Source organism: Citrobacter sp. NCU1, from assembly GCF_010231475.1.
Classification (GTDB): domain Bacteria; phylum Pseudomonadota; class Gammaproteobacteria; order Enterobacterales; family Enterobacteriaceae; genus Citrobacter_D.
Map to the genome: position 1 here is coordinate 1 of NZ_NRDO01000040.1, position 19,892 is coordinate 19,892.

Here is a 19,892-nt window from a genome sequence, read left to right on the forward strand (position 1 = left end):
TGACAAAGTCATCGGGCATTATCTGAACATAAAACACTATCAATAAGTTGGAGTCATTACCCAGTGGAAGTACCGTTGAACTTAATGCATAGGTGGTAATATAAAGCACGAGCACATCAATATTATTTTCTGTGAATCGTGCGGTGGCTTTCTCCATCGTTATCGCATTATCAATTAAGCCACTATTGATCACTGTAACATTCTCCTGGCTTATTTTTTTATCAACCTGCGCCAGGTACCCTTCCAGCTGTGTTTTTAAACCGCTAAATTGCGGCCAGTACGTCTCCAGTCCAATCCCAAAAAGACCTACCGTTGTTTTTTTCATACCTGACCTCAGAAAATGAAGAGAAGATCTTTGAACGGTACGCGTCGCGCAGGGCAAAAACATTTGTCTGGTTGACAATACCTTAGCGAAAATGGCAATTTCGCCGTCAATGAGACAGCGGAAGTCTCACTTTTTACTTATTGATGTTGTGAATGTGAAAACAGGAAATACACAGACTGGCTGATGCATTGTTGACGTTAAATGTGAGGATAGAACGTGAGCTTTCCTCAGAATTATCTGGTGAGGTTTATCCTAAAAATAATAGCCATGAAAAATAAAGGAAATTATTTTTAAGATTTAACTCATAACGAAATTGTTTTAGTTTATTGTTTTATGAGTATTTTTTATTTTGTTGTTGTATGTTTTCGTTGTATTTTTTCTCATTATCCTAAAGCTGCGTTGCTATTTCCCATCACGTCAGTTCGCTTGTCTTCATTGTGTATACTCGATCCCGCCTGAAATTATTTTGGGTAAATATCCATTCATTCAATGAAGGGAAATAGTTATGAGAAAAGTTCTGTATGGCATTTTTGCCATATCTGCGCTTACGGCAGCCTCCGCCTGGGCCGCTCCCGTTCAGGTGGGAGAAGCGGCAGGTGCGGCAGCAACGTCGGTTTCGGCGGGAAGTTCCTCCGCCACCAGCGTAAGCACCGTAAGTTCTGCGGTGGGTGTCGCACTGGCGGCGACCGGCGGCGGAGATGGTTCTAATACCGGGACCACCACCACCACAACCACCCGTACCCAGTAACACCGGTACGTTTAACTCTAACCACACTTCGGTGTGGTTATTTTGTCCCTCTGGAGAAGAGTCGTGAAGCGACCTGTACTCATTGTCATTTGCCTGCTGCTACAGGCCTGTTCAGCCACGACCAAAGGGCTGGGGAATTCATTGTGGGAAAGTGTGTTTGGCACGCCAGGCGTGCAACTGACGGACGATGATATTCAGAATATGCCCTACGCCAGCCAGTATATGCAGCTTAACGGCGGGCCTCAGCTGTTTGTGGTGCTCGCTTTCGCGGAGAACGGGCAGCAGAAATGGGTGACGCAGGATCAGGCCACCCTGGTGACCCAGCATGGCCGCCTGGTGAAAACGCTGCTCGGCGGCGACAACCTCATTGACGTGAATAACGTGTCCGCTGATCCGTTGGCAAAACCGTTGCAGATGATGGATGGCGCAACGTGGACCCGCACGATGGGCTGGACTGAGTATAAGCAGGTGCGTTACGCCACCGCCCGTTCGGTCTTCACATGGACTGGCACCGACACCCTCACACTCGGCAGTGAAGAGACGCCGGTGCGTGTGCTGGATGAAGCCGTCACGACCAGTCAAACACGCTGGCATAACCGTTACTGGATTGACAGAGAAGGGCAAATTCGCCAGTCAGAGCAATACCTGGGGGCAAACTTCTTCCCGGTGAAAACCACGCTCATTAAGGCGGCGAAACAATGATCAAACAGTCTATTGCGGCGCTGATCCTGAGTCTGAGCGCGTCATCTGTCTTTGCTGCAGGCACTGTGAAGGTGTTCAGCGCAGGCACCACAGATCCGAAAACATTGACCGGTGCGGAACATCTGATTGACCTGGTTGGGCAACCCAGACTGGCGAACAGCTGGTGGCCTTCCGCGGTCATCAGCGAAGAACAGGCGACCGCCACGGCGCAACGTGAACAGCAGTCGCTGCTGGCGCGTCTGGCGGCGTATGGCAGAGAGGATGACGGAGGTGAACCTGCGGCAATCCGTGCGCTGTGTCAGCAAATTCAGGCACTGAAGGTGACTGGCAGGCAATTTATCCCTCTTGATCCCGATACCGTACGCGTCGGTGAGCGGAGTAATCCGCCGTTGCAGGGAAACTACACGCTGTGGGTGGGGCCGCAGCCAACGAGCGTCACGCTGTTTGGTCTGGTGAACCGACCGGGTCGCCAGCCGTTTACCCCCGGTCGCGATGTTGTGAGTTACCTCGAAGGACAACGCCTGATCGATGGAGCCGATCGCAGCTATGCCTGGGTCGTTTATCCCGATGGGCGGACACAAAAAGTGCCGGTGGCGTACTGGAATAAACGCCACGTTGAGCCGATGCCCGGCAGCATTATTTTTGTCGGTCTTTCAGATTCTGTCTGGAGTCAGACCCCCGATGCGCTTAACGCCGACATTCTTCATACCCTGACGCAGCGGATACCCGAATAATGAAAAAAACACATCTGCTCAGCATCCTGGCGCTGGGCGTCAGCGTGGCTTGTCATGGCGAAACATTTCCCGCCCCGATTGGGCCGTCACAGTCTGATTTTGGCGGCGTGGGGCTTTTGCAAACGCCCACGGCGCGAATGGCGCGGGAAGGCGAGATGAGCCTGAACTATCGCGATAACGATCAGTACCGTTACTACTCTGCTTCCGTGCAGCTTTTCCCGTGGCTGGAAACCACACTGCGCTACACCGACGTCCGAACCAAACAGTACAGCAGCGTGGAGTCGTTTTCCGGCGATCAGACTTACAAAGATAAAGCCTTCGACGTGAAAGTTCGTTTGTGGGAAGAGAGCTACTGGATGCCGCAGGTGGCGGTCGGTGCGCGCGATATTGGCGGGACTGGCCTGTTTGATGCGGAATATATCGTCGCTAACAAAGCCTGGGGACCGTTTGATTTCTCGCTGGGTCTCGGCTGGGGCTATCTGGGCACCAGTGGCAATGTGAGCAACCCCTTTTGTTCCGTCAGCGACACATATTGCGATCGTGATAACAGCTATAAACAGGCGGGTTCTGTTGATGGCAGCGAGATGTTCAAGGGCCCGGCCTCGCTGTTTGGCGGCGTGGAATACCAGACCCCCTGGCAACCGCTGCGCCTGAAACTGGAGTACGAAGGCAATAACTATCAACAGGATTTTGCGGGCAAACTGGAACAGAAAAGCAAGTTTAACGTCGGCGCCATTTATCGCGTTACCGATTGGGCCGACGTTAACCTCAGCTATGAGCGCGGCAACACGGTCATGTTTGGGGTTACGCTACGCACCAACTTCAACGATCTGCGACCCAGCTACAACGATAACGCCCGGCCGAAATACCAGCCCGAGCCGCAGGACGCCGTGCTCCAGCACTCGGTGGTGGCCAATCAATTGACGTTGCTGAAATACAATGCCGGGCTGACGGATCCGAAAATTCAGGTGAAAGGCGACACGCTGTACGTCACCGGCGAGCAGGTGAAATACCGCGACTCCCGTGAAGGGATCGAACGCGCTAACCGGATCATCATGAACGATCTACCGGACGGGATCCGCATGATCCGGGTGACGGAAAATCGGCTCAATATGCCGCAGGTGACGACCGAAACTGACGTTGCCAGCCTGAAGCGTCATCTGGAAGGCGAACCTCTGGGTCACGAAACGCCACTGGCGCAAAAACGCGTGGAGCCGGTGGTGCCGCAGACGACTGAACAGGGTTGGTATATCGATAAATCACGCTTTGATTTCCACATCGATCCGGTGTTGAACCAATCCATCGGTGGCCCGGAAAACTTCTATATGTATCAGCTGGGCGTAATGGGGACGGCAGATCTGTGGCTGACAGATCATCTGCTCACCACCGGCAGCCTGTTCGCAAATATCGCCAACAACTACGACAAGTTTAACTACACCAATCCACCCAACGACTCCCAGCTGCCGCGTGTGCGTACCCACGTGCGCGAATACGTCGAGAATGACATTTACGTCAATAATCTCCAGGCCAACTACTTCCAGTACCTGGGGAATGGTTTCTATGGGCAGGTCTACGGCGGTTATCTGGAAACGATGTTCGGCGGCGCAGGGGCAGAAGTGCTGTACCGTCCGGTAGATAGCAACTGGGCAGTGGGTCTGGATGCCAACTATGTGAAACAGCGTGACTGGCGTAGCGCGCAGGACATGATGACGTTTACCGACTACAGCGTGAAAACCGGGCATTTAACGGCTTACTGGACGCCGTCGTTTGCCCAGGATGTGCTGGTGAAGGCGAGCGTCGGTCAGTATCTGGCGGGCGATAAAGGCGGTACGCTGGAAATAGCCAAACGCTTTGACAGCGGTGTGGTGGTGGGCGGTTACGCGACCATCACCGATGTCTCGCCGGATGAGTATGGGGAAGGGGACTTCACCAAAGGCGTCTATATCTCCGTACCGTTGGATCTGTTCTCTTCCGGACCGACCCGCAGCCGTGCGGCAATCGGCTGGACGCCGTTAACGCGTGATGGTGGTCAGCAACTGGGTCGTAAGTTCCAGCTGTACAATATGACCAGCGATCGCAGCGTGAATTTCCGCTGATGGGGTAGCCGGATAAGGCTTTTAGGCAGCCATCAGGCATTTGCGCGGTGCCTGATGGCGACACTGATTCGTCTTATCAGGCTTACAGTCTGCGCAAGAGCCAGGCCGGATTCCCCGCGTACACCCCTTTCTCGGTAATGGATTTTGTCACCACGCTGCCTGCGCCAATCACGGTGCCATCGCAGATGCTAACGGCCAGAATCGTCGCGCCGCTGCCGATGGAAATCTCATTGCCAAGGGTAATTCGCCCCCAGCTGTTACGGTCGGCATTGGGTTTTCCTTCCCGAAACATATCGTTGGCGAACATCACGCCGTGCCCGATAAAGCACCGGCTTCCGACAGTGACATATTCGCAGATAAAGGTGTGCGACTGGATTTTGGTGTCCGCGCCAATCTGCGTGTTGGCCTGGATCTCAACGAAAGGGCCGACAAAGACGTTGTCACCAAGCGTGCAGTCATAGAGGTTGGCGGGTTCATAAATCACCACATTTTCGCCACAGATAACGTTACGGACAGCAGACTGTTTTAACTGCATTTTTCATTTTCCGTTGAAATCGGTTGAAACAATGATGTTCGCCTGTTGACGCGACATGAACAAAATATAAACAAAAAATGTAGATCTCTGTCACATTTTTGCGTTATACAGGAATCTCGCCACTGAGAATGAGGTGCTGTTATGACGTCGCTATCTCGTCCGCGTGTTGAGTTTATCTCCACAATCTTACAGACCGTGCTGAATCTTGGGCTACTGAGCCTGGGTCTGATCCTGGTTGTCTTTCTTGGCAAAGAGACCCTGCATCTGATGGATGTGCTGTTCGCCCCTGAGCAAACCAGTAAGTATGAGATGGTGGAAGGGCTGGTGGTCTATTTTCTCTATTTTGAGTTTATCGCGCTGATTGTGAAGTATTTTCAGTCAGGCTTTCACTTTCCGCTGCGTTACTTTGTCTATATCGGGATCACGGCCATTGTGCGGTTGATCATCGTCGATCATAAATCCCCGCTGGATGTCCTGATCTACTCGGCAGCAATCCTGCTGCTGGTGATCACCTTATGGCTGTGTAATTCGAAACGGCTAAAACGGGAATAAAAAAAGGGCGCTCCGTAGAGCGCCAAATCACAGTCACAAGTAGGGATAACGTAAGTTGAGGGTTGCAGTGGCTTGCCCGTTGCCGGGCGGGTCTATCACAGGGACTTCGATGAAACTTAGCCTTTCACACCGCCTGCCGTCAGGCCGTTGACCAGCCAGCGCTGCGCCAGCAGGAACACGAGGGTGATTGGAATCGCAGACAGCACCGCGGCGGCGGCAAAGTCGCCCCACAGATAGTTTTGTGGGTTGAGATATTGCTGCATACCAACGGCCAGGGTGTAGCTATTCACATCTCGCAGCAGCAGCGAGGCGACTGGCACTTCGGTGATGGCGGCAATAAACGACAGAATAAATACCACGGCCAGAATCGGTACGGAGAGTGGCAACAACACCAGGCGGAAGGCCTGCCACGGGGTTGCGCCATCCAGCGCCGCTGCTTCTTCCAGCGAGCCGTCGATCGTTTCGAAATAGCCTTTAATGGTCCACACATGCAGTGCAATACCGCCCAGATAGGCGAAGATCACCCCGCCGTGGGTATTCAGACCGATAAACGGAATGTACTGGCCAAGACGGTCAAACAACGCGTACAACGCCACCAGAGACAGCACCGCCGGGAACATCTGGAAAATCAGCATCCCTTTCAGCAGGGTCGCTTTGCCCGGGAAACGCATACGGGCAAAGGCGTAAGCGCAGGTCGTGGAGAGCGTGACGATACCTATCGCGGTGATGCCCGCAATTTTCACCGAGTTCCACAACCACAGCAGAACCGGGAAGGGGGGCGGCGTGACGCGGCCATCCGCGTGTTCAACGCTAAAGCCTAACGCCAGCCGCCAGTGCTCCCAGGAGATGTTTTCCGGGATCAGGCTCCCGGTGGCGAAGTTACCTTCGCGCAGTGAAATAGCGATAACCATCAGCAGCGGAAACATGATGGCTGCGATGAAGATAAGCAGTAACAGGTGCGTCGTGAAGAGACGCAGCTTTTGAGATTTCGGTTGTACCATTGCCATAGTGTTCTTTACTCCTTAGCATCGCTCCAGGCGATTTCACTTGCCATTCTGAACGCTGGCAGCAGCCAGACTGGCTGCGCCAATTACGCCTGGTGATTCTGATTAATCAAACTTCATACGCGTGGCTTTCAGGTTCACAATCGCCAGCGCACCGACCAGCAGGAAGATCAGCGTGGCAATCGCCGCCGCCAGACCAAAGTCCTGGCCGCCGCCGCCTTCGAAGGCGATGCGGTAGGTGTAGCTAACGAGCAGGTCGGTATACCCGGCTGGCGTGGTCGTGCCGAGTCGGTCCGGCCCCCCGTTGGTCAACAACTGAATCAGTACGAAGTTGTTAAAGTTAAAGGCGAAGCTGGCGATCATCAGCGGCGTCAGCGGCTTAATCAGCAGCGGCAGCGTAATTTTAAAGAAGTTCTGGAACGGGCCTGCGCCATCCATTGCCGAGGCTTCATACAGGTCGTCCGGAATCGCTTTCAACAGCCCCATGCACAGGATCATCATGTACGGATAACCGAGCCAGGTGTTAACGATGATAATCATCGAGCGGGCCGTGGTCGGATCACTGAACCAGGCCGGTTTGACGCCAAACAGCGCGCTCAGCATCATGTTGATTTCACCAAAGCTCTGGTTGAACAAGCCTTTGAAAATCAGAATCGAGATAAATGACGGAACGGCGTAAGGCAGAATCAGCAGCACGCGATAAATCGCTTTCCCTTTCAGCGCTTCCCACTGCACCAGGCACGCCAGTACCATGCCCACCGCCACGGTCAAAAGCACGGTGAGAACGGAGAACACCACCGTCCAGACGAAGATAGCGAAGAACGGTTTCTGGATCCCTTCATCGGTAAAGACGCGGGCGAAGTTCTTCCAGCCAATGGTCACGGTATAACCCGGACTCAGTTTCTGATTATCCCAGCCACCGTCAGCATTGATGGACTGGTAATAGCCAATGTCGTTATTGGCGCGGTATTTCACGCCGCTCTGGTTGTTGGTGAGCGTACCGTCGTCAGCCAGTGAATAGAGCGGTTGTGTGCCGGAAAACTGGCGCAGTGAGCTCATGACCACCTTGCTTTCATCAGGCAGAATGGCGGTTAACTGGGTCAGCGCCTGGCGATTTTGGGTGATAACACGCAGATTCGCGCGTTCCCCGGCAGGCAGGGCGTCGGCCTCTTTCAGTTGCAGCGTCTGCTCGCCGCCAAATTTAAACGCGTCGGAGAGATAATTTTTACCGCTTTCACCGTCGGTGAGGGCCAGTTGCCACTCGTCACCCGCCGGATACAGTCCAAAATTGAAGGTTTTCCCCGCCTGATAAGAACGATCCATCAGGACTTGTTGCGCGCGTTCGAAGGAAAGCTGGTTGGTGCTACTGTAGTTGGTAAAGGCGATGGCGATGGTACAAATCAGCGGGAACAGAACAAACAGTCCCATACCGGCCATACCCGGATAAACATAGCGCCATGCGTAGGCCTTACGATTGGCGAAAATATACAGGCCAGCTGAGCTTAAAATCAGCGTCATGATGGCGAACAGATATTCCCCTTGTGCATACATTAAAACGACAAGGTAACCCACCAGCAAGCCCAGCAGACCAATCACTGACCATTTCAGCGTGTCGCTTTGCCACCAATGTTTCTTTTTAATGACATCCATGGGGATCTTCCTCTACAGCATTGAAATCTTGTGGCAAATGCGCCGGAGGGCGCTGCGCTTATTAGGCCTACGGTTTTCTGTAGGCCGGATAAGGCATTTATGCCGCCATCCGGCACATGCACTGCGGTATTACTTGGTGATACGGCCCTGTGCATCTTTCAGCGCAGCGTCAACAGTCTGACGGCCGCTGGCGGCGTTGATGACGGCAGTACGGGTGGCGTACCAGAATGCGGCCATCTGCGGGATGTTCGGCATGATTTCGCCTTTCTGGGCGTTATCCATGGTCGCGGCGATGCGTGGGTCTTTCGCTAACTGATCCTGGAAGGATTTCAGCGCAACAGCGCCCAGCGGTTTGTCCTTGTTCACGACATCCAGACCCTGATCGGTCAGCAGGTAGTTTTCGAGGAACTCTTTCGCCAGTTCTTTGTTCGGGCTGGCGGCGTTAATACCGGCGCTCAGAACCCCAACGAACGGTTTAGACGGCTTGCCTTTGAAGGTTGGCAGCAGCGTTACGCCGTAGTTCACTTTGCTCTTGTCGATGTTCGACCACGCCCACGGACCGTTGATGGTCATCGCGGTGTCGCCTTTGTTAAAGGCCGCTTCCGCGATGGAGTAATCGGTGTCCGCGTTCATGTGTTTGTTCTTGATAAGATCAACCAGGAATGTCAGGCCCGCTTTCGCGCCAGCGCTATCGACACCCACGTCTTTCACGTCGTATTTGCCGTTTTCAAACTTGAACGCATAACCGCCGTCGGCGGCAATCAGCGGCCACGTGAAGTACGGTTCTTGCAGGTTGAACATCAGGGCGCTCTTACCTTTCGCCTTCAGCTCTTTATCCAGTGCGGGGATCTCTTCCCAGGTTTTCGGCGGGTTTGGCACGAGGTCTTTGTTGTAAATCAGAGACAGCGCTTCAACCGCGATGGGGTAAGCGATCAGCTTGCCGTTGTAACGTACGGCATCCCAGGTGAACGGATAGAGTTTGTCCTGGAACGCTTTGTCCGGGGTAATTTCTGCCAGCAGACCAGACTGCGCGTAGCCGCCGAAACGGTCATGCGCCCAGAAGATGATGTCCGGACCGTCACCGGTTGCGGCAACCTGCGGGAATTTTTCTTCCAGCTTGTCAGGATGCTCGATGGTGACTTTGATACCGGTGTCTTTCTCGAATTTTTTGCCCACTTCAGCAAGGCCGTTGTAACCTTTATCGCCGTTAATCCAGATAACCAGCTTACCTTCTTCAATCTTGGCGAAAGCCGAGGCGGAAAACATCATCGTCGTCAGTGCGGACAATGCGAGGATGCGTGCGCCAGTCTTGATTTTCATATTCCCCATCCTTTTTGGTGAAGTGCTCGTGGATACTCAGAGGTGGCTTAACGCTTCTTAGTTTCTTTATACGACAACCTCTTTCCATCCTCCTTGTCACTACGCCCCACCCCCGCTTTATGTGACTTGTGTTGCATAAATGTGAGTAATGCGTGTTGGCGCACATAAAGACACACTGTTTTTTGCGGACTACGTCACGAAATTCTCTCGCTGTGTGCGACCCATGTCTCAGAGCTTGCTTTCTCATCCTCCCGCCTCCTCCCCCATAAAAAAGCCGGGGGGTGGAGGATTTACGCAGCCAGGCGATGACGCATAGTCGGGGCATGATGAATGTTGCTGTCGATGACAGGTTGTAACGAAGGGAGAAGGGCATGGCGAGCGTACAGATGCGAAATGTAACGAAAGCCTGGGGTGACGTGGTGGTATCGAAAGATATCAATCTCGACATTCACGAAGGGGAATTCGTGGTGTTTGTGGGACCGTCAGGCTGCGGTAAATCGACATTGCTGCGTATGATCGCCGGGCTTGAAACCATCACCAGTGGGGACCTGTACATCGGTGAAAACCGGATGAACGACATCCCGCCCGCCGAGCGTGGCGTTGGCATGGTATTCCAGTCTTATGCGCTCTATCCCCATCTTTCTGTTGCCGAAAATATGTCCTTTGGTCTCAAGCTGGCGGGCGCCAAAAAAGAGGTGATGAACCAACGCGTCAATCAGGTGGCGGAAGTATTGCAGCTGGCGCACCTGCTGGAACGCAAACCAAAAGCGCTCTCTGGCGGACAACGTCAGCGTGTGGCGATTGGTCGTACGCTGGTGGCTGAACCGCGCGTATTCCTGCTCGATGAACCCCTTTCCAACCTTGATGCCGCGCTGCGTGTGCAGATGCGTATCGAAATCTCCCGCCTGCATAAACGGCTGGGTCGCACGATGATTTACGTCACCCACGATCAGGTCGAAGCGATGACGCTGGCTGACAAGATTGTCGTGCTGGACGCCGGGCGCGTCGCGCAGGTCGGTAAACCGCTGGAGTTGTATCACTATCCGGCAGACCGCTTCGTGGCGGGTTTTATCGGTTCTCCGAAGATGAACTTCCTGCCAGTGAAAGTCACCGCGACGGCGATTGATCAGGTTCAGGTGGAGTTGCCGAATCGCCAACACGTCTGGCTACCGGTTGAAAGCCGCGATGTTCAGGTCGGCGCAAATATGTCTTTAGGTATTCGCCCGGAGCATCTGCTGCCCAGTGATATCGCCGATGTCACCCTGGAAGGCGAGGTTCAGGTCGTCGAACAACTTGGTCACGAAACACAAATTCATATCCAGATCCCCGCCATCCGTCAAAACCTGGTGTACCGCCAGAATGACGTGGTGTTGGTAGAAGAGGGTGCCACATTCGCTATCGGCCTGCCGCCAGAGCGTTGCCATTTGTTCCGTGAGGATGGCACTGCATGTCGTCGGCTGCATCAAGAGCCGGGCGTTTAAGCACCCCCATTAAATATGCGAAGTCTGCAAAAGACGATGTGTAAAAAAGAAAAGCAATGATCTCAGGAGATAGAATGATGGTTACTCTGCGCAAACTCCCTCTGGCAGTTGCCGTTGCAGCAGGCGTTATGTCTGCTCAGGCAATGGCCGTTGATTTCCATGGTTATGCTCGTTCCGGTATTGGCTGGACGGGTAGTGGCGGCGAACAACAATGTTTTCAGGCAACCGGTGCTCAAAGTAAATACCGTCTCGGTAACGAATGTGAAACCTATGCGGAATTGAAATTGGGTCAGGAAGTGTGGAAAGAAGGCGATAAGAGCTTCTACTTCGACACTAACGTTGCCTACTCCGTAGCACAGCAAAACGACTGGGAAGCGACGAGTCCCGCCTTCCGTGAAGCGAACGTGCAGGGTAAAAACCTGATCGACTGGCTGCCAGGCTCTACCATTTGGGCCGGTAAGCGCTTCTACCAACGTCACGACGTTCATATGATCGACTTCTACTACTGGGATATCTCTGGTCCTGGTGCTGGTATCGAAAACATCGATCTGGGCTTCGGTAAACTCTCTCTGGCAGCGACCCGTTCTCAGGAAGCGGGCGGTTCTTATGCTTTCAGCAGCGACGAAATTTATGATGCCACGAAAGACACCGCGAACGATGTGTTCGACGTGCGTCTGGCGGGTATGGAAATTAACCCAGGCGGTACGCTGGAATTAGGCGTTGACTACGGCAGCGCTAACACGACTGATGGTTACGACCTCGCAGATGGCGCCACCAAAGACGGTTGGATGTTCACTGCTGAACATACCCAGAGCATGCTCAAAGGCTACAACAAGTTTGTTGTGCAGTACGCCACTGACGCGATGACCTCTCAGGGTAAAGGTATTCCGCAGGGTAGCCGCAGCCAGGATATCTTCGGTAATTTCGATAACGATCAGGACTTCCTCAACAACAACGGTAGCCTGACCCGTATTCTCGACCACGGTGCCATCTCTCTGGGCGATCGCTGGGATCTGATGTATGTGGCGATGTACCAGAATATCGACTGGGATAACGACAACGGTACAGAATGGTACACCGTCGGTGTTCGTCCGATGTTCAAGTGGACGCCAATCATGAGCACCCTGCTGGAAGTGGGTTACGACAGCGTCAAATCTCAGAAAACCGACGATACCAACGACCAGTTCAAAATCACCCTGGCGCAACAGTGGCAGGCTGGCGACAGCATCTGGTCTCGTCCGGCTATCCGTGTCTTCGCAACCTATGCGAAGTGGGATGAGAAATGGGGCTACGATAATGGCGTTGCCGTTAGCGACACCAGCACCACAACTTACAGCCGTGGCGACGACGATGAAGTCACCTTTGGCGCCCAGATGGAAATCTGGTGGTAATACGTAGCTAATCTGACGTAATGACCTAAAGAGGGGCGCGAGCCCCTCTGTTCTGGAGTTTAGCGCGCTATTGCCTGGCCACCGCTGAACCCAAGCTATCTGAGGTGATAACAATGAAAATGAAGAAAAGTCTCGTTGCCCTTTGTTTCTCTGCAGGGTTATTCGCAAGTGCACCGGGTGTGACGCTGGCGGAAGTGAACTATGTTCCGCAAGACACCAGCGCAGCGCCTGCGATTCCGACCGCTGCGTTACAACAATTAACCTGGACGCCTGTCGATCAGAGCAAAACGCAGTCCACACAACTTGCCACTGGCGGTCAACGCCTTGATGTCGCGGGTATTAGCGGTCCGGTTGCCGCCTATAGCATACCGGCAAACATTGGTGAGCTGACCCTGACGCTGACCAGCGAAGTGAACAAACAAACCAGCGTATTTGCGCCAAACGTTATTATTCTTGATCAGAACATGACGCCTTCTGCCTTCTTCCCCAGCAGTTATTTTACCTACCAGGAGCCGGGCGTGATGAGCGCGGATCGCCTGGAAGGGGTGATGCGTCTTACGCCTGCCCTGGGCCAGCAGAAGCTCTATGTTCTGGTGTTTACCACCGAAAAAGATCTCCAGCAGACCACGACGTTGCTTGATCCCGCGAAGGCCTATGCAAAAGGCGTCGGTAACTCGGTTCCGGATATCCCTGATCCCATCGCGCGTCATACCACCGATGGTCTGTTGAAACTGAAAGTGAAAACCAACAGCAGCTCCAGTGTGCTGGTGGGGCCGCTGTTCGGCTCTTCCGCTCCGGGTCCGGTCACCGTAGGCAACACGGCGGCACCTGCGCCGACTTATGCTGCTCCAGCGGCAGTCGCTGCCACTCCAGTCGCCGCGCCAGCGCCGGTGAAGAAAAGTGAGCCAATGCTGAACGACACCGAGAGCTACTTCAACAAAGCCATCAAAGATGCCGTCGCCTCAGGTGACGTGGATAAAGCGCTGAAACTGCTTGATGAAGCTGAACGCCTGGGGTCCACATCTGCCCGTTCCACCTTTATCAGCAGTGTAAAAGGCAAGGGGTAACCGTCTCCCCGCATTGCTGATTTTGCAACAACTGGTGCGTCTCCTGGCGCACCTTTTTTTATCATTCCATGCGAATTGTTACATTCCTGTTGCGCAACAGTTCACTTAATTATGTTTACGCCTCCCGTAATCTCTTTTCTGCGATACAATGCCTTCACGTTATGAATTGGAGAGTAAGGCATGCCACACCCTGCGTTAACGCAACTGCGTGCGCTGCGCTATTTTGACGCGATCCCTGCACTGGACTCCCAACAACTGGACTGGTTGTTACTGGAAGATTCCATGACCAAACGTTTTGAGCAGCAGGGAAAACAGGTGAGTGTGACGTTGATACGGGAAGGATTTGTGGGTCAACATGAAGTGGCGGAAGAACTGCCGCTATTGCCGACGGAATCCCGTTACTGGTTACGTGAAATTCTGTTATGCGCGGACGGTGAGCCCTGGCTTGCCGGGCGCACCGTGGTGCCTGAGTCAACGTTGTGCGGCCCTGAGTTGGCTTTGCAAAATATGGGAAAAACCCCGCTAGGGCGTTACCTGTTTACATCGTCAACGTTGACCCGAGATTTTATTGAGATTGGTCGCGATGCAGCGCTGTGGGGACGTCGTTCCCGTTTGCGGTTGAGCGGAAAACCGTTCCTGCTGACAGAACTGTTTTTGCCTGCATCGCCGTTGTACTGAGAGGAAATGATATGGAGTGGAGTCTGACGCAGAATAAGCTACTGGCGTTTCACCGCTTGATGCGTACGGATAAGCCAATCGGCGCTTTACTGCTGCTCTGGCCAACACTGTGGGCGCTGTGGGTGGCGACACCCGGGATGCCGCAATTATGGATATTGTTGGTGTTTGTGGCGGGTGTCTGGTTGATGCGCGCGGCGGGGTGTGTGGTGAACGACTACGCCGATCGCAAATTTGACGGGCACGTCAAACGCACGGCGAACCGACCGTTGCCCAGCGGCGCCGTCACCGAGAAAGAAGCGCGGGCGCTTTTTGTGGTTTTGGTGCTCCTCGCTTTCTTGCTGGTGTTGACGCTGAATACGATGACGATTCTGCTGTCAGTCGCTGCGCTGGCCCTGGCGTGGGTTTATCCGTTTATGAAACGGTACACGCACTTACCGCAGGTGGTGCTGGGGGCGGCGTTTGGCTGGTCGATACCGATGGCGTTTGCCGCTGTCAGTGAGTCAGTGCCGCTGAGCTGCTGGTTAATGTTCCTCGCCAATATTCTTTGGGCAGTGGCTTACGATACGCAATATGCGATGGTGGATCGGGATGATGATCTGAAAATCGGCATTAAATCGACAGCTATTCTGTTCGGTCAGTATGACAAGTTGATCATTGGCATCCTGCAGGTGGGGGTGTTGGCTCTGATGGCGCTGATTGGCTGGATGAACGGGCTGGGACTGGGATATTACTGGTCGCTGCTGGTGGCTGGCGCACTGTTTGTCTATCAACAAAAACTGATTGCGCACCGTGAACGCGAAGCCTGTTTTAAAGCGTTTATGAATAACAACTATGTCGGCCTGGTGCTGTTTTTGGGGCTGGCGATGAGTTACTGGCACCTCTGAATTTGCACTCGTTGCCGGATGGCGATGCTGACGCATCTTATCCGGCCTACAAATGCAGCGTGTAGGCCTGATAAGCGTAGCGCCATCAGGCATAAAGGTGGAGTGAGTCCCTAATGCTGGTCACTTAAGGTGACCAGTTGCTTTTCTTTCAGGATATTTTTGGCTCCTGGCCCTGATGACCCTCGGATAACTTCGTTCTCTTCTCCCCGGCAGTACCCGCCATTTTGCCTGCTCATACAACGTTTGATGCTGTTATCCGGTGTTTTCTCCGTCAGATGAGCTGCCAGCCGCATTTCACTGATATTTTCACTGTCGAAGGCGCTGGCGTTTATCAGATGGCTGCTCAGTTCCATCAGACAGACCATCCTGGCCTGCGGATAACCACTTTCGCCGTGCGGACCCGCATGGCGGCTGAAGGCAGCACTGTTTTCTGGCGTATCTGCTGTACGCCAAACGACGCCATCCACGGCAAACAGATTCAGGCCGTGCCATTCCGGATGATTTGCCTGCTGGTTCCAGTGACGCTGAGTGATATCGAACAACTCCCGGACAGCGCCTTCCCCGGGCGTTTTCCGACGCTGGAGAACGGAACTTCTGGCCGTGCCATTCCGGTCAGTGATATCCATCAGGTTGACGAATTCAGCCATGGGCAGACATGCCCGTGACAAGCCAAATCATGGATTCGGGCGGGAGTTTGCGTTTATGCAGTGTGACGGTATCTGTAAGTGTCAGAGCCTGCGGGATAAACTCAGAGGGAATGAGGTCAGAAAGGCTGCGGGCGTGCTCAGCGGAAGTGGCATTGATAATGCCGGGGGCCTGTGAAAGCTCCATTTAAAAAGGGTCCATAATGAACATGGACCCTTTTTACACCAGCCACCGGATCGGTCAACCGATCCTTAAACAATCGGCATTGGTCATATTTGACCGGCTTTTTAACATCACTCGTCCTGCGTTGCGCTTTCTATGGTTAAACGCACATCTGAGGTGATCAGATTCGCCAACATCTGATAGACCTTCATCGTCTCTTCAGGCTCCGCATCACCGGTATCGCTGATGTACTTCTCATCACGCAGGGTCAACACCAAAGAGCTGAATACCGCTTTGTCGAAGAACTCCGGCGCGTTGATTCCGTGCAGCACAGAAAGACGCTGAGCCACGGTACGGCTCTCTTTTTCCAGCGTGCCGCGGTTGATCGACGGATTCGCACTCAGCAGCCAGAAGGTGATGGCATAACGTTGCAGGGTTTCACGCGCGCCTGCCGCCAACAGCTGTAGCGTACGGGAATGTGCCGGGTTGATTATCAGCTCTTCATTCTGAACGGTAATCAGTCCCTGACGCTGCATTTCGCTTATCAGCGCGTCGATGACGCCAGCCAGTTCATCCCGCTCCCAGCGCAGGAACAATTCTGCTTTCAGCATCGGGTAGAGAATTTCAACATGCTCAAGCAGCGCGTCGCGGGAGATGCGGCGATGCTGAGTCACGATGGCCGCCATCAGAGAAGGCAGAACCAGCATATGCGTAATGTTGTTGCGATAGTAAGTCATCAGTACCGCCTGTTCGCGCGGAAGAATGATGATATCGCCGATGGTATCTTTCTCGACCTCGAACTTGTTCATTTGCAGCGCGTGGTCAATCAGCGCGTTGGCGCTGACTGCCGGAACCGTGGAGTCGGTGGAATACGGAACATTACGCATCAGATCCAGATAACACTCGAGCTGCTCTGTCAGTTGCTCGCGCGTTAACGAACGCTGACGGGACGCCAGTAATGCGGTGCAACACAGGTTCATGGCATTTGCCGCGCCTGCATTGTTAATACGAACCATCAACTCCGCGGCGATACCATTGACCGTTGGCGTCAGCCAGGCGGGACGCACGGCTTCGATTGGGTCAATAGATTCACGCCACTCAGGAACATGCTGATTCAGGTACGTCATCAACGGCATTGGTTCGCCAAAGTTAACGTAGCCCTGACCGAGATTACGCAGTTTGCTCAAGCCACGCAGCATTTGCGGCAGGCTCTCTTTTTCTTTTGTCGCGCCACGCAATTCCTTGGCGTAAGTCCCCACTTCCATCACGTGCTCGTAACCGATGTAAATGGGCACCAGGGTGATTGGACGCGTACCGCCGCGCAGCATCGCCTGGATAGTCATCGACAAGGTGCCGGTTTTCGGATCCAGCAGACGGCCAGTACGTGAACGCCCACCTTCCACAAAATATTCAACAGAATAACCACGGCTAAACAGCTCGCCGAGATATTCGCGAAAGACGGTAGAGTAGAGTTTGTTGCCCTTAAAAGTGCGACGAATAAAGAATGCGCCCAGGCGACGGAAGATCGGGCCAGCTGGCCAGAAGTTCAGGTTGATACCGGCAGCGATATGCGGCGGCACCAGCCCCTGATGATAGAGGACGTACGAGAGCAACAGATAGTCCATATGGCTGCGGTGGCAGGGCACATAGACGATTTCATGCCCGTCGTGCGCCAACTGGCGTACACGCTCCGCGTTGTGGACATTGATCCCCTGATACAGCCGGTTCCAGGTAAAGCCCAGAATGCGGTCGGTCAGACGAATCATCTCGTAGGAGAAGTTGGCGGCAATCTCTTCCATCAGCGCAATCGCATTTTGCTGCGCTTTTTCATGGGAGATTTTTTTGCTGCGCGCTTCGTCTTCTACCGCGCGAGCAATGGCTTTTGACGCCAGCAACTTGTTGAACAGATCCTGTCGGGCAGGCAGACGTGGGCCGACCGCCGCCAGACGCTGACGTGCGAAATGCATTCGCGCCACACGCGCCAGTTTTTGGGCAATAATTTTGTCGGTTCCGTGCTCGTCAGCCATCCGTCGTAAGGACACGGACGGCGAGAAACGGACAAAACTGTCGCGCCCCAGCCATGAAACGGCAAAGAATTTTTGTACGCCGTTCAGCATGCGCAGGGGGGGATTGACCTCGCCCTTTTCACGCCCCGGAGAGCGACCAAACATCACCGATACCGGCACCATCTGTACATCCAGATCTGGATTACTGCGGTGAAGGTCGAGGTAATTGTGAAACAGTTTGATCGACTCTTCTTTCGGCGTGTAGTAGGTGAATACGCGCGGGCCGCCGTGAATAAACACATAACGCGGCAGTAGCGTACCGTCTATCTCCAGCGGCTCTAACGGGTCGGGGAGATCGTGCGCCAGGCATTGGGCGCGCAGCGTCAGCAAGTCCGCTTTTGAGTTGTACGGTAAAACGTACATAATAGGACGAGATGTATCGAGCCCCAGTTCCGGAGCAGGTTCTGCCGGAATAGACTTGCTTTTTACCAATACGGTTAATGGTAAATTCAGTAACTTGTAGTAAATTCGTGGCCAGCCAGACATAAACGATGTAAAGCCTCTGGTTAATAATGCAAATGCGCTGCAAGGATATCAGAAAGTCTAGCGAATTTCTGGTGTATCCCGTCATACTTCAGCGCTGCTGTAACCCGGATTTCATGGGTTAACGATACAATGTCATTGACGCTGATAATGCAAAAAGGTTCTTTTGATGGCTAATAATACCACTGGATTTACCCGAATTATTAAAGCTGCTGGTTATTCCTGGAAAGGTTTTCGTGCTGCATGGATTAATGAAGCGGCATTTCGTCAGGAAAGTGTTGCTGCGCTAATCGCTGTGGCGATTGCCTGTTGGCTGGATGTGGACGCCATCACGCGTGTTTTGTTGATTGGTTCTGTCATGCTGGTGATGGTCGTTGAAATCCTCAATAGCGCTATTGAGGCGGTGGTTGACCGCGTTGGCTCTGAATACCATGAACTTTCCGGGCGGGCGAAAGATATGGGGTCGGCGGCGGTATTGCTTTCGATCTTTATCGCGATGATCACCTGGGGAATCCTGCTGTGGCCGCATTTTCGATAAGGGTTCCATAATCCGATAAATCTCTTGTTTTTTGTGCCGTTTGTGGTTCCAAAATCACCTTTAACTGTATATACTCACAGCATAACTGTATATACACCCAGGGGGCGGAATGAAAGCGTTAACGGCCAGGCAGCAAGAGGTGTTCGATCTCATTCGGGATCACATCAGCCAGACAGGTATGCCACCGACGCGTGCGGAGATCGCGCAGCGTTTGGGGTTCCGTTCCCCAAATGCGGCTGAAGAACACCTGAAAGCGCTGGCGCGTAAAGGGGTCATTGAGATTGTCTCTGGTGCTTCTCGCGGTATCCGCCTGCTGGTGGAAGAAGAAGAGGGGCTGCCTTTAGTCGGGCGCGTGGCGGCAGGGGAACCCCTTCTGGCGCAGCAGCATATTGAAGGCCACTATCAGGTCGACCCGTCACTGTTTAAACCTAATGCCGATTTTCTGCTGCGTGTCAGCGGTATGTCGATGAAAGATATTGGGATTATGGACGGCGATTTGCTGGCAGTACACAAAACCCAGGACGTGCGTAACGGCCAGGTCGTGGTGGCGCGTATTGACGATGAAGTGACGGTTAAACGACTGAAAAAGCAGGGTAATAAAATAGAACTTCTGCCAGAAAACAGTGAATTCAAACCGATTGTGGTTGACCTGCGCGAGCAAAACTTCACGATTGAAGGGCTGGCGGTCGGCGTTATCCGTAACGGTGAGTGGTTGTAATTCTCTCCAGGCCGGATCAGGCGTTTACGCCGCCATCCGGCGACACGCCCGGTGGCGCTACGCTTACCGGGTGTACAAAAAAGCCAGGGTAAGGCATTTATGCCGTACCCTGG

Annotated in this window: 17 protein-coding genes and 2 pseudogenes; 12 read left to right on the top strand and 7 right to left on the bottom strand. The window is 53.5% G+C overall.

What is annotated here, in order from left to right; all coding sequences use genetic code 11:
* Positions 1–325 (bottom strand): annotated as a pseudogene (locus CJP72_RS12915) (hypothetical protein); the annotation flags it as partial.
* Positions 326–830: 505 nt separating this feature from the next.
* On the opposite strand from CJP72_RS12915, the gene yjbE reads away from it, so the two are divergent.
* The 4 genes from yjbE to CJP72_RS12935 all read left to right on the top strand — a co-directional run bounded on the left by yjbE (position 831) and on the right by CJP72_RS12935 (position 4,605).
* Positions 831–1,073: an exopolysaccharide production protein YjbE gene (gene yjbE / locus CJP72_RS12920; protein WP_162381703.1), complete on the top strand. Its 243-nt coding sequence runs from the start codon at positions 831–833 to the stop codon at positions 1,071–1,073.
* Between the two features lie 63 nt (positions 1,074–1,136).
* Positions 1,137–1,775: a YjbF family lipoprotein gene (locus tag CJP72_RS12925; RefSeq protein ID WP_342212306.1), complete on the top strand. Its 639-nt coding sequence runs from the start codon at positions 1,137–1,139 to the stop codon at positions 1,773–1,775.
* Positions 1,772–2,509, top strand: a complete 738-nt coding sequence (locus CJP72_RS12930; RefSeq protein WP_162381707.1) for a capsule biosynthesis GfcC family protein — start codon at positions 1,772–1,774, stop codon at positions 2,507–2,509. The genes CJP72_RS12925 and CJP72_RS12930 overlap by 4 nt, the downstream gene beginning before the upstream one ends.
* The gene (locus tag CJP72_RS12935) at positions 2,509–4,605 is read left to right on the top strand and encodes a YjbH domain-containing protein (RefSeq protein ID WP_162381709.1); all 2,097 of its coding nucleotides are present in this window, start codon (positions 2,509–2,511) and stop codon (positions 4,603–4,605) included. The genes CJP72_RS12930 and CJP72_RS12935 overlap by 1 nt, the downstream gene beginning before the upstream one ends.
* Positions 4,606–4,687: 82 nt before the next feature.
* Here the strand turns inward: CJP72_RS12935 and CJP72_RS12940 are convergent, their stop codons facing one another.
* Positions 4,688–5,140: an acyltransferase gene (locus CJP72_RS12940; protein WP_162381711.1), complete on the bottom strand. Its 453-nt coding sequence runs from the start codon at positions 5,138–5,140 to the stop codon at positions 4,688–4,690.
* Between the two features lie 141 nt (positions 5,141–5,281).
* On the opposite strand from CJP72_RS12940, the gene psiE reads away from it, so the two are divergent.
* Complete coding sequence (psiE, locus tag CJP72_RS12945; protein ID WP_162381713.1) at positions 5,282–5,692, top strand: phosphate-starvation-inducible protein PsiE; 411 nt, start codon at positions 5,282–5,284, stop codon at positions 5,690–5,692.
* Between the two features lie 116 nt (positions 5,693–5,808).
* On the opposite strand, the gene malG is transcribed toward psiE, so the two are convergent.
* The 3 genes from malG to malE form a co-directional block, all read right to left on the bottom strand.
* A complete protein-coding gene (gene malG / locus CJP72_RS12950) occupies positions 5,809–6,699 on the bottom strand; it encodes a maltose ABC transporter permease MalG (protein WP_162381715.1) in 891 nt (296 codons plus the stop codon).
* A 102-nt stretch (positions 6,700–6,801) separates the two neighbouring features.
* On the bottom strand, positions 6,802–8,346 hold the full coding sequence (gene malF / locus CJP72_RS12955; RefSeq protein WP_162381717.1) for a maltose ABC transporter permease MalF: 1,545 nt from the start codon (positions 8,344–8,346) through the stop codon (positions 6,802–6,804).
* 129 nt (positions 8,347–8,475) lie between these two features.
* A complete protein-coding gene (malE, locus tag CJP72_RS12960; protein ID WP_162381726.1) occupies positions 8,476–9,666 on the bottom strand; it encodes a maltose/maltodextrin ABC transporter substrate-binding protein MalE in 1,191 nt (396 codons plus the stop codon).
* Positions 9,667–10,037: 371 nt separating this feature from the next.
* Here malE and malK point away from each other — a divergent pair, with 371 nt between their 5' ends.
* The 5 genes from malK to ubiA all read left to right on the top strand — a co-directional run bounded on the left by malK (position 10,038) and on the right by ubiA (position 15,167).
* Complete coding sequence (malK, locus tag CJP72_RS12965; RefSeq protein WP_162381728.1) at positions 10,038–11,147, top strand: maltose/maltodextrin ABC transporter ATP-binding protein MalK; 1,110 nt, start codon at positions 10,038–10,040, stop codon at positions 11,145–11,147.
* Positions 11,148–11,221: 74 nt separating this feature from the next.
* Positions 11,222–12,538: a maltoporin gene (locus tag CJP72_RS12970; protein WP_162381730.1), complete on the top strand. Its 1,317-nt coding sequence runs from the start codon at positions 11,222–11,224 to the stop codon at positions 12,536–12,538.
* A gap of 113 nt (positions 12,539–12,651) precedes the next feature.
* On the top strand, positions 12,652–13,605 hold the full coding sequence (gene malM, locus CJP72_RS12975; protein ID WP_162381732.1) for a maltose operon protein MalM: 954 nt from the start codon (positions 12,652–12,654) through the stop codon (positions 13,603–13,605).
* Between the two features lie 180 nt (positions 13,606–13,785).
* Positions 13,786–14,283 carry a chorismate lyase gene (ubiC, locus tag CJP72_RS12980; protein ID WP_162381733.1) on the top strand — a complete coding sequence of 166 codons (498 nt, stop codon included), beginning with the start codon at positions 13,786–13,788 and terminating at the stop codon, positions 14,281–14,283.
* Positions 14,284–14,294: 11 nt separating this feature from the next.
* Positions 14,295–15,167, top strand: coding sequence for a 4-hydroxybenzoate octaprenyltransferase (ubiA, locus tag CJP72_RS12985; protein ID WP_162381735.1), 873 nt, complete (start codon positions 14,295–14,297; stop codon positions 15,165–15,167).
* A gap of 245 nt (positions 15,168–15,412) precedes the next feature.
* Here the strand turns inward: ubiA and CJP72_RS12990 are convergent.
* Both CJP72_RS12990 and plsB read right to left on the bottom strand, forming a co-directional pair.
* Positions 15,413–15,998, bottom strand: a pseudogene (locus CJP72_RS12990) (transposase domain-containing protein); the annotation flags it as partial.
* 107 nt (positions 15,999–16,105) lie between these two features.
* Entirely contained in the window at positions 16,106–18,526 is a 2,421-nt protein-coding gene (gene plsB / locus CJP72_RS12995) for a glycerol-3-phosphate 1-O-acyltransferase PlsB (protein WP_162381745.1), read from the bottom strand.
* Between the two features lie 166 nt (positions 18,527–18,692).
* Between plsB and CJP72_RS13000 the strand changes: the two genes are divergently transcribed.
* Positions 18,693–19,061 carry a diacylglycerol kinase gene (locus tag CJP72_RS13000; RefSeq protein ID WP_162381747.1) on the top strand — a complete coding sequence of 123 codons (369 nt, stop codon included), beginning with the start codon at positions 18,693–18,695 and terminating at the stop codon, positions 19,059–19,061.
* Between the two features lie 109 nt (positions 19,062–19,170).
* Positions 19,171–19,779, top strand: coding sequence for a transcriptional repressor LexA (gene lexA, locus CJP72_RS13005; RefSeq protein ID WP_162381749.1), 609 nt, complete (start codon positions 19,171–19,173; stop codon positions 19,777–19,779).
* Positions 19,780–19,892 lie beyond the last annotated feature (113 nt).

Coding starts and splice junctions, on each gene's coding strand:
- CJP72_RS12930 (WP_162381707.1), top strand. CDS start 1,772: ATGATCAAACAGTCTATTGCGGCGCTGATCCTGAGTCTGAGCGCGTCA.
- CJP72_RS12940 (WP_162381711.1), bottom strand. CDS start 5,140: ATGCAGTTAAAACAGTCTGCTGTCCGTAACGTTATCTGTGGCGAAAAT.
- CJP72_RS12935 (WP_162381709.1), top strand. CDS start 2,509: ATGAAAAAAACACATCTGCTCAGCATCCTGGCGCTGGGCGTCAGCGTG.
- psiE (WP_162381713.1), top strand. CDS start 5,282: ATGACGTCGCTATCTCGTCCGCGTGTTGAGTTTATCTCCACAATCTTA.
- CJP72_RS12970 (WP_162381730.1), top strand. CDS start 11,222: ATGATGGTTACTCTGCGCAAACTCCCTCTGGCAGTTGCCGTTGCAGCA.
- malE (WP_162381726.1), bottom strand. CDS start 9,666: ATGAAAATCAAGACTGGCGCACGCATCCTCGCATTGTCCGCACTGACG.
- malK (WP_162381728.1), top strand. CDS start 10,038: ATGGCGAGCGTACAGATGCGAAATGTAACGAAAGCCTGGGGTGACGTG.
- ubiC (WP_162381733.1), top strand. CDS start 13,786: ATGCCACACCCTGCGTTAACGCAACTGCGTGCGCTGCGCTATTTTGAC.
- malM (WP_162381732.1), top strand. CDS start 12,652: ATGAAAATGAAGAAAAGTCTCGTTGCCCTTTGTTTCTCTGCAGGGTTA.
- malG (WP_162381715.1), bottom strand. CDS start 6,699: ATGGCAATGGTACAACCGAAATCTCAAAAGCTGCGTCTCTTCACGACG.
- lexA (WP_162381749.1), top strand. CDS start 19,171: ATGAAAGCGTTAACGGCCAGGCAGCAAGAGGTGTTCGATCTCATTCGG.
- yjbE (WP_162381703.1), top strand. CDS start 831: ATGAGAAAAGTTCTGTATGGCATTTTTGCCATATCTGCGCTTACGGCA.
- plsB (WP_162381745.1), bottom strand. CDS start 18,526: ATGTCTGGCTGGCCACGAATTTACTACAAGTTACTGAATTTACCATTA.
- malF (WP_162381717.1), bottom strand. CDS start 8,346: ATGGATGTCATTAAAAAGAAACATTGGTGGCAAAGCGACACGCTGAAA.
- ubiA (WP_162381735.1), top strand. CDS start 14,295: ATGGAGTGGAGTCTGACGCAGAATAAGCTACTGGCGTTTCACCGCTTG.
- CJP72_RS13000 (WP_162381747.1), top strand. CDS start 18,693: ATGGCTAATAATACCACTGGATTTACCCGAATTATTAAAGCTGCTGGT.